The organism is Lacisediminihabitans sp., assembly GCF_036404185.1.
Lineage (GTDB): Bacteria > Actinomycetota > Actinomycetes > Actinomycetales > Microbacteriaceae > Lacisediminihabitans.
Window position 1 is genome coordinate 1 of record NZ_DASWPB010000211.1, and the last position, 7,987, is coordinate 7,987.

At 68.4% G+C, this 7,987-nt stretch carries 7 protein-coding genes; 5 read left to right on the forward strand and 2 right to left on the reverse strand.

The features are described from left to right. Positions 1–94: 94 nt before the first annotated feature. From VGC18_RS15055 to VGC18_RS15070, 4 genes are read left to right on the forward strand one after another with little or no spacing between them, the layout of a single operon-like run. The gene (locus VGC18_RS15055) at positions 95–1,345 is read left to right on the forward strand and encodes a sugar ABC transporter substrate-binding protein (RefSeq protein ID WP_331098863.1); all 1,251 of its coding nucleotides are present in this window, start codon (positions 95–97) and stop codon (positions 1,343–1,345) included. A gap of 6 nt (positions 1,346–1,351) precedes the next feature. Further along, a complete protein-coding gene (locus tag VGC18_RS15060) occupies positions 1,352–2,500 on the forward strand; it encodes a sugar ABC transporter permease (protein ID WP_331098865.1) in 1,149 nt (382 codons plus the stop codon). A gap of 15 nt (positions 2,501–2,515) precedes the next feature. After that, the gene (locus tag VGC18_RS15065; RefSeq protein WP_331098875.1) at positions 2,516–3,391 is read left to right on the forward strand and encodes a carbohydrate ABC transporter permease; all 876 of its coding nucleotides are present in this window, start codon (positions 2,516–2,518) and stop codon (positions 3,389–3,391) included. A gap of 31 nt (positions 3,392–3,422) precedes the next feature. Next, positions 3,423–5,453 (forward strand): glycogen debranching N-terminal domain-containing protein, encoded by a 2,031-nt coding sequence (locus tag VGC18_RS15070; RefSeq protein ID WP_331098867.1) that lies wholly within the window; start codon positions 3,423–3,425, stop codon positions 5,451–5,453. 27 nt (positions 5,454–5,480) lie between these two features. Here VGC18_RS15070 and VGC18_RS15075 read toward each other — a convergent pair whose 3' ends face one another. Further along, the gene (locus VGC18_RS15075; RefSeq protein WP_331098869.1) at positions 5,481–6,566 is read right to left on the reverse strand and encodes an NAD(P)-binding domain-containing protein; all 1,086 of its coding nucleotides are present in this window, start codon (positions 6,564–6,566) and stop codon (positions 5,481–5,483) included. Positions 6,567–6,750: 184 nt separating this feature from the next. On the opposite strand from VGC18_RS15075, the gene VGC18_RS15080 reads away from it, so the two are divergent. Continuing rightward, positions 6,751–6,996, forward strand: coding sequence for a DUF3073 domain-containing protein (locus tag VGC18_RS15080; RefSeq protein WP_331098871.1), 246 nt, complete (start codon positions 6,751–6,753; stop codon positions 6,994–6,996). 15 nt (positions 6,997–7,011) lie between these two features. On the opposite strand, the gene purM is transcribed toward VGC18_RS15080, so the two are convergent. Further along, positions 7,012–7,987: phosphoribosylformylglycinamidine cyclo-ligase (purM, locus tag VGC18_RS15085; RefSeq protein WP_331098873.1), on the reverse strand; the 976-nt coding region annotated here is incomplete at its 5' end.

Here is a 7,987-nt window from a genome sequence, read left to right on the forward strand (position 1 = left end):
CGTCCGCGCGCTTCGAGACGTCCCGACGTGTTTTCCCGATCCGACTGATCCCTCGCCGCGCCATCCGCGGCACCCTCACCCAAGGAGAAAGACCATGCAACGAAGCAGAACCCGCTGGCTGACCGCCGGTGCCGTGGCTGCAATCGGAGCGCTCACGCTGAGCGCGTGCGGTTCCGGTTTCAGCAGCGGCAGCGACGACTCGAGCGGCGGTCTCACCACGTCGAAGAAGGCCCTCACGGTGCTGATCGGCTCCAGCGGAGACGCGGAGACGAAGGCCGTGAACAGCGCGGTCGCCGACTGGACGAAGTCGTCCGGCACCAAGGCCACCGTGAACGTCGCGAGCGACCTCAACCAGCAGCTTGCCCAGGGCTTCTCCTCCGGCAAGCCGGCGGATGTCTTCTACCTGTCGACGGATGCGCTGGCCGGATACGCCTCGAACGGCTCGCTCCTCGCCTACGGGGATCAGCTCTCCAACAAGAGCGACTTCTATCCGAGCCTCGTCAAGTCCTTCACCTACGACGGCAAGTTCTACTGCGCGCCGAAGGACTTCTCGACCCTCGCCCTCGAGATCAACACCGACATGTGGAAGGCGGCCGGCCTTACCGACTCCGACATCCCCACCACCTGGGACCAGCTCGAATCGGTGAGCAAGAAGCTCACCACCCCAGAGCACGTCGGCCTGTCGATCGGCGGGGAGTACGCCCGCATCGGCGCATTCATGACCCAGGCCGGCGGCAACCTCATGAACGCCGACAGCACCACAGCGACGGCGGACAGCGACGCCAACGTCACCGCGCTCACCGAGGTGAAGAAGATGGAGAACGAGGGCACCCTCAAGTTCGCCAAGGACGTCGGTGCCGGCTGGGGCGGCGAGGCGTTCGGCAAGGGCCTCGCAGCGATGACCATCGAGGGCAACTGGATCACGGGGGGCATGCAGGCCGATTACCCGAACGTCAAGTACACGATCGCCGAACTGCCGGCCGGCCCGGCGGGCAAGGGAACCCTGCAGTTCACCAACTGCTGGGGCATCGCCGCCGACAGCCCCAATCAGACGGCCGCCCTCAAGCTCGTGGAGAAGCTGACCAGCGCGGACGACCAGCTCGCCTTCTCGAAGGCCTTCGGCCCGATGCCGTCCATCCAGTCGGCCGCCACGGAATGGAAGAAGGCCAACCCCGCGCTGGTGCCGTTCCTGAACGCAGCGGACTATGCCAAGGGCGTCCCGACCGCGAAGGGAGCCGCCGATGTGGTGACCGACTTCAACTCGAAGATCGAGAGCCTGGCGACGAGCGACCCGAAGACGATCCTCGAGGCGACGCAGAAGAACCTCGAAGCGCTGCTGAAGTAGAAGATCATGTCGACCACCTCGAGACAGCCCACCCTCCGGCCCGGAACGGCACGCGGCCGGCGGGCCTCGGGCATCCGCACGGGCGAGGCTGCCTCGGGGTGGCTCTTCACCGCTCCGATGCTCATCCTGCTCGGCCTGTTCCTGGTCATTCCGGTGCTCATGGCGCTCTGGGTAAGCTTCTCCGACTGGAGCGGCCGGGGAAGCCCGTTCTCGGGTGGCGTCAACTTCGTCGGTCTCAAGAACTACTCGGCGCTGCTGAGCGGAGGCGGCCTCGCCGAACAGGACTTCGGCACCTCCCTCAAGAACAACGCCTGGTACGTCGTGCTCGTCGTCCCGCTGCAGACCGCACTCGCCCTGGTCCTGGCCGTGCTCGTCAACCGGCAGATCCTCAGGGGCCGGGGCTTCTTCCGCACCGCCTTCTACTTCCCCTCGGTGACCAGCTCTGTCGCGATCACCGTGCTCTGGCTGTTCCTGTTCAACTCGACCGGTGCGGTCAACAAGCTGCTCTCCTACGTCGGTCTCGACGGTCCGAACTGGTTCAACGATCCGAACGGCATCTTCCACTTCGGAGTCGCGACCGGCCCTGGCCTGCTGACCGGTCATACGGCCCTCGGTGTTTCCTGGTGGGATTGGCTCGGCGGCCCCTCAGTCGCCATGTTCGCCTTCGTCCTCCTGGCCATCTTCACGACCAGCGGAACCTTCATGCTGCTGTTCATCGCGGCGCTGCAGAACCTCGGCGGGGAGATCACCGAGGCGGCGATGATGGATGGCGCGAACGGCTGGCAACGCTTCTGGCGGGTGACCCTTCCCCAGCTGCGGCCGACGCTGTTCACCGTGCTGACGCTCGGCCTGATCGGCTGCTGGCAGGTCTTCGACCAGATCTACACGGGCACGAGGGGCGCACCGGGCAAGACCACCCTGACACCCGCCTACCTCTCCTATCAGGCGGCGTTCAACAACCAGCAATGGGGACAGGGCGCGGCGATCGCGTTCCTGCTCTTCGTCATCATCGTCGTCCTCACCCTGCTCCAGCGCTGGATCCTCGCCGAGCGCGCGGTGTCGAGGCGGCGGATGCGGCTCTATCAGGTCCCGCCGCCCACGGGCGCGGGACCGGGCGCGACGGTCGTCGCCGCCACACCGACGAGAAGGGACTGACCCGTGAGTGTCGCCATGAAACCGGCCGAGATCCGGACCTTTCGCCGCCGCGCCAGGCCGTCCGCCGGCCAGGTGGTCTCCCGGTCGGTCCTCTACGCCCTGCTGGTCGTCCTCGCGATCGTCTACATCTTCCCGTTCCTGATCGACATCGCGACCTCGTTCAAGACCGAATCCGATGCCGCGATCGACCCCCTCTCCCTGATTCCGGCCACCTTCACCACGGCCGCCTATCAGAAACTGTTCCTCAACTCGGACTTCCCGATCTGGTTCAAGAATTCCGCCATCGTGACCGTCGTCGTCACCCTCGGGCGCGTGTTCTTCAACTCGCTCGCCGGCTACGCCCTCGCCCGCCTACACTTCCGCGGCCGCACCGTCATCTTCGCGGGGCTCGTCGCCGTCATGTCGGTCCCGAACGTGGTCCTGCTCATCCCGAAGTTCCTGGTCATCAACCAGCTCGGCATCTACGACTCCTACGCCGGGATGATCGTGCCGCTGCTCACGGACGCGGCCGGCATCTTCATCATGAAGAACTTCTTCGAATCCATTCCGCCGAGCGTCGAGGAGCAGGCCCGGATCGACGGCGCCGGCACCTTCCGGGTGTTCTGGTCGGTCGTGCTGCCGATGGCCAGGCCGGCACTGGTGACCATCGTCATCCTCTCGTTCCAGGGGTCGTGGAACGAGCTGAGCCATTTCATCGTGTCGACGCAGTCGGCGGGGCTCACGACCCTGACGAAGGGCGTCGCCTCCCTCGCCTCCGGCCAGCTCAGCCAGGGGACGCAGTATCCAATCAAGCTCGCGGCCGCGGCGATCATGACGATCCCCGTCGCCGTCATGTTCTTCATCTTCCAGCGACGCATCATGAACACCAGCGATGGCGCCGTCAAGGAATAGCGGCACACCGCCCCCACGAGGAGTCCTTCCCATGCACCAGCCTCTCCTGCACGACGAGACCGTCATCCTGCGCGCACCGGCACAGGTCTGGTCGTCTCCGACGGGCTCGATCGGGGGAGCGGTCCACGGCATCTACCTCTCGGATGTCCGGCTCGTCTCCGCGCTCGAGGCCGACTACGGGGGCGGCGCGGGCGAGCACATCGCGACGATCCCCCATGGGGCCGACGCCGTCACCTTCGTCGCCCTGCTGCGGCACCTGGACGACGGGATCGCCGACCCGCGGATCCGGGTGGTGCGCCGGCGGACCGTGACGACGAGCGGCGCGATCGAGCTCCTGCGGCTGGAATCGGCCCTGGGAGAGGAGGTCGACCTCAGGGTCGTGCTCCGCCTGCAGGCCGACCTCGCCGGCATGGACGCCGTGAAGGCCGGCCTCCCCGTCGCTCCCGTCGCGATCGCCGTCGACGGCGAGTCCGCCAGTTGGGGAAACGACTCCGTCTCCGCGACCCTGTCCGCGCCGGGTGCCACGCTCGGCCTGACCACCGACGACCGGCTCGAGATCGCCTGGGAGGTCACCGTTCCGGCGAAGGGCTCCGTCGCCGTCGGATGGGCGCTGGACGCCGTCGATCGAGCCGCGGTCGTCCGAGGGGCGACCGGCGACGCCGGCTGGTCGGTGCCCGTGCTGTCGGCGGCGGACGACCGGCTCTCCCGCTGGATGGCCACCGCCCTCGACGACCTCGATGCCCTCCGGCTCACGACGTCCGCCGACCCGGAGTCCCAGTTCCTCGCCGCGGGCGCGCCGTGGTTCTTCACCCTCTTCGGCAGGGACTCGATCTGGGCGGCCCGCTTCATGCTCCCCCTGGGCACCGCGCTCGCGGCGGACACGCTGCGGACCCTCGCCGGCCTGCAGGGCAGACGGTCGGTGGCGGAGACCGCCGAGCAGCCGGGCAAGATCATGCACGAGCTCAGGCGGGCGACACTCGAGATCCCCGGCGAGGAGATCTCGCTGCCGCCGCTGTACTACGGGACGGTCGACGCGACGCCGCTCTGGGTGTGCCTGCTGCACGACGCCTGGCGCTGGGGACTTCCCGACGACGAGGTGGCGGCTCTGCTCCCTCACGCCGTCGCCGCGCTGGAATGGATGCGCGACTTCGGCGACGCGGACGGCGACGGTCTGCTGGAGTACATCGACTCCACCGGACACGGCCTCGCCAATCAGGGCTGGAAGGACTCCGGCGACTCGGTCCAGTGGCGCGACGGACGGCTCGCGGACGGCCCGATCGCCCTGTGCGAGGTGCAGGCGTACGCCTATGAGGCGGCGGTCCACGGTGCGGACCTGCTCGAGCATTTCGGCGAGGACGGCGCAGAGGACTGGCGCTCCTGGGCGGCCGCTCTGCGGGAGAGGTTCCAGGAGAGCTTCTGGATCGAGGATGCGTCCGGCGCCTATCCCGCGATCGCCCTCGACGCGCGGAAACAACCGGTCGACACCGTGACGAGCAACCTCGGCCACCTGCTGGGGACCGGGCTGCTCGACCGCCGACAGGCGGCGCTCGTCGCGCGCAGGCTCGCCTCCCCGCAGCTCGACTCCGGATTCGGGCTGCGCACCATGTCGACCGACTCGGCCGGTTACTGGCCGCTCAGCTACCACGGCGGAAGCGTCTGGACCCACGACACCGCGATCGCGATCTCCGGGCTCGTCCGCGAGGGCTTCGCCGAGGAGGCGGCCTCGCTCATCTCCGGCCTGCTGACGGCGGCATCCGCGTTCGACTACCGGATGCCGGAACTCCACTCCGGCGATCCGGCGACGGACTTCGCGATGCCCGTCCCCTACCCCGCCGCCTGCCGCCCCCAGGCCTGGTCGGCGGCGGCATCGGTCTCGGTCCTCGGCAGCCTGCTCGGCCTGAAGCCGGACGCGCAGGCGGGGGCGCTCGGGGTCAGCCCGAGCGGTCTGCTCGGATCGCTCTCGGTGCACGGGTTGCGCTTCGCCGGGGCGGATGTCTCGATCTCGGTGAACGCCGACGGCGAGGTCACCGACGCCTCCGGCGCTCCCGTCCAGGTCGGATAGCCCGATCGGTCGGGAGTCTGGCCTCCGCTAGAGGTGGGACAGCATCGCCACGACCTGGCGCGCGATCTGACTGCCGGCGCGATTGGCGCCGATGGTGCTCGCCTGGGGCCCATACCCCGCGAAGAATATTCGCGGGTCCTTCCAGGAGGCGCCGGCACCGACAGAGACGCCGCCCTCCTTCTCCCGTAGCTTGAGCGGGGCGAGGTGGCGCAGCTCCGGGCGGAAGCCGGTGGCCCAGAGGATCGCATCCGCGCGCTGGAAGCCGCCATCCGACCAGCGGACGCCGTCCGGCTCGATCGAGGAGAACATGGGCCTTGCGACCAGCAGCCCCCGGTCGATCGCGGACTGCATGCGGCGGGTGCGCGGAACGCCCGTGCCGCTGACGATGCTGGGCAGGGCGCGGCCAGCCCTGGCCGCCTCGTCCTGCTTGGCGACGGCGGCCGCCCCCGCCTCGAGGTTCAACTCGCCCTCGTCGAGGAACTCGACCGGGCGCCGGCTGACCCAGGTGAGCTCGGCGGCAACGCCCTCGAGCTCCAGCAGGAAGCCGATCGCCGAGGTACCCCCGCCCACCACGACGAGACTCTGGCCCTCGAACTCCTCCGCCGACCGGTAGTCGGTGGTGTGCAGATGCCGGCCGCGGAACTCGTTCATCCCCGGGTACCAGGGGATGAACGGCGACCCCCAGGTCCCCGTCGCGTTGACGACGACCTCCGTGGTCACCTCGCGACCGTCGGCGGAGGCGACGACGAGACCGGTGCCGCGGTTGAAGACGCGTTTGACCTCGACGGGGCGCTGCACCCGGAGGTCGTAGTGCTCCTCGTAGCGCCGGTAGTAGTCCGCGACGACGTCCTTGGCCGGCAGGGTGCGGTCGGCCGTCTCGAAGCTGATGCCGAGGGCGTCCATGCCCGGCAGATCGTTGATCCGGTGAGCGGAACCGACACGCAGGGCCTCCCAGCGGCCCTGCCAGGCTCCGCCGGTTCCCGGACCGCGATCCAGCACCACGAAGTCCTGGCCCGGTTCGAGGCCGAGCCGCTTGAGATAGAAGGACACCGATAGCCCAGCCTGGCCGGCACCGATCACCACGACCGAAGGATGCGTCGTCGAGGATGTCACGGCTCAACGTTAGCCGTCGTTTCTGTGCTCGTGGCCACTCTTCCCGGGAAGAGCACAATGGCCGTGCAACCTCGCATGCTAAAGTTGGGCTTTAGTTTTTGTAGTTCCTTGTTGGTCAATCCCGAGCAGTTGTTACCTACAACTCCATCGATCGCTCGGGCAGGAATCGTGAGGGGGTCAAGCCATGGGGCGCGGCCGTCAAAAAGCAAAGCACACCAAGGTCGCCCGGGAGCTGAAGTACTTCAGCCCGGACACCAATTACAACGCGCTCGAGCGTGAACTCACGCATCCTGTGACCGGTGCCAGCGTCGACCCCAAACTCGAGGCCGATCTGGAGAAATGGCCCGAATTCAGCGCCCCGGTCGACCCCTACGCCGACGACTACGACACCGAAGACGAGTTCGAGGCCGGGCAGAACAAGACCGCCTGACCGTCCCGTCTACTCTCAGGAGCGGTAGCCGCCCACCAGGCGCACGGCCCCGCCGTTGACGCCCTTCGCCCCCTGCTCGAATCCGTCGAGATCGCGCGCCGAGGTCGAGACCGTCCCGACCGCCCAGGCGGGAATGCCGTCCACCGCGAGTCTCTCGATGATGCCGTCGACGGCATGGGCCGCGACGACCGCGATCATGCCGATCCCGAGGTTCCAGGTGCCCTCGGTCTCCTCGAGGCGCATCCCTCCCCAGGAGGACAGCACCTGGAACACCGGCTGCGGCGTCCAGGTCGACCGGTCGACCTCCACCCAGCTGGAGACCGGCAGCACGCGGGCGAGGTTGGCGGCGATGCCGCCGCCGGTGACGTGGCTGAGGGCGTGCACCGAGGAGCCGAGGCGCGGATCGGAGATCAGCCGGAGCAGGGGAGCCGTGTACAGCCTGGTCGGCTCGAGCAGCACCTCGCCGACCTGGCCGCCGAGCTCCTCAGACCGCTCCGTGTAGGAGATCTTCCGCTCCGCGAGGACGTGCCGGACCAGCGAGTACCCGTTGGAGTGGAGACCGGACGAACCGAGGGCGACAACCACGTCACCGTCGCCGACGAGATGGGCTCCGAGCAGGGCATCCGATTCCACCGCGCCGACGGCCGCGCCGGCCACGTCGTAGTCGTCGGGACCGAGCAGCCCCGGATGCTCGGCCGTCTCGCCGCCGACCAGCGCGGTGCGGGTCTCCGAGCAGGCGCGAGCGATGCCCGCGACGATGTCGGCGATGCGGGTGGGGACGACCCTGCCGCAGGCGATGTAGTCGGTCATGAAGAGCGGCTTCGCCCCGACGACGACGATGTCGTCGACGACCATGCCGACGAGGTCGAACCCGATGGTGTCGTGCTTGTCGATGGCCTGGGCGATGGCGACCTTGGTGCCGACGCCGTCCGTGGACGTGGCCAGCAGCGGTTTGCTGTACGACTTCAGGAAGGAGACGTCGAAGAGGCCG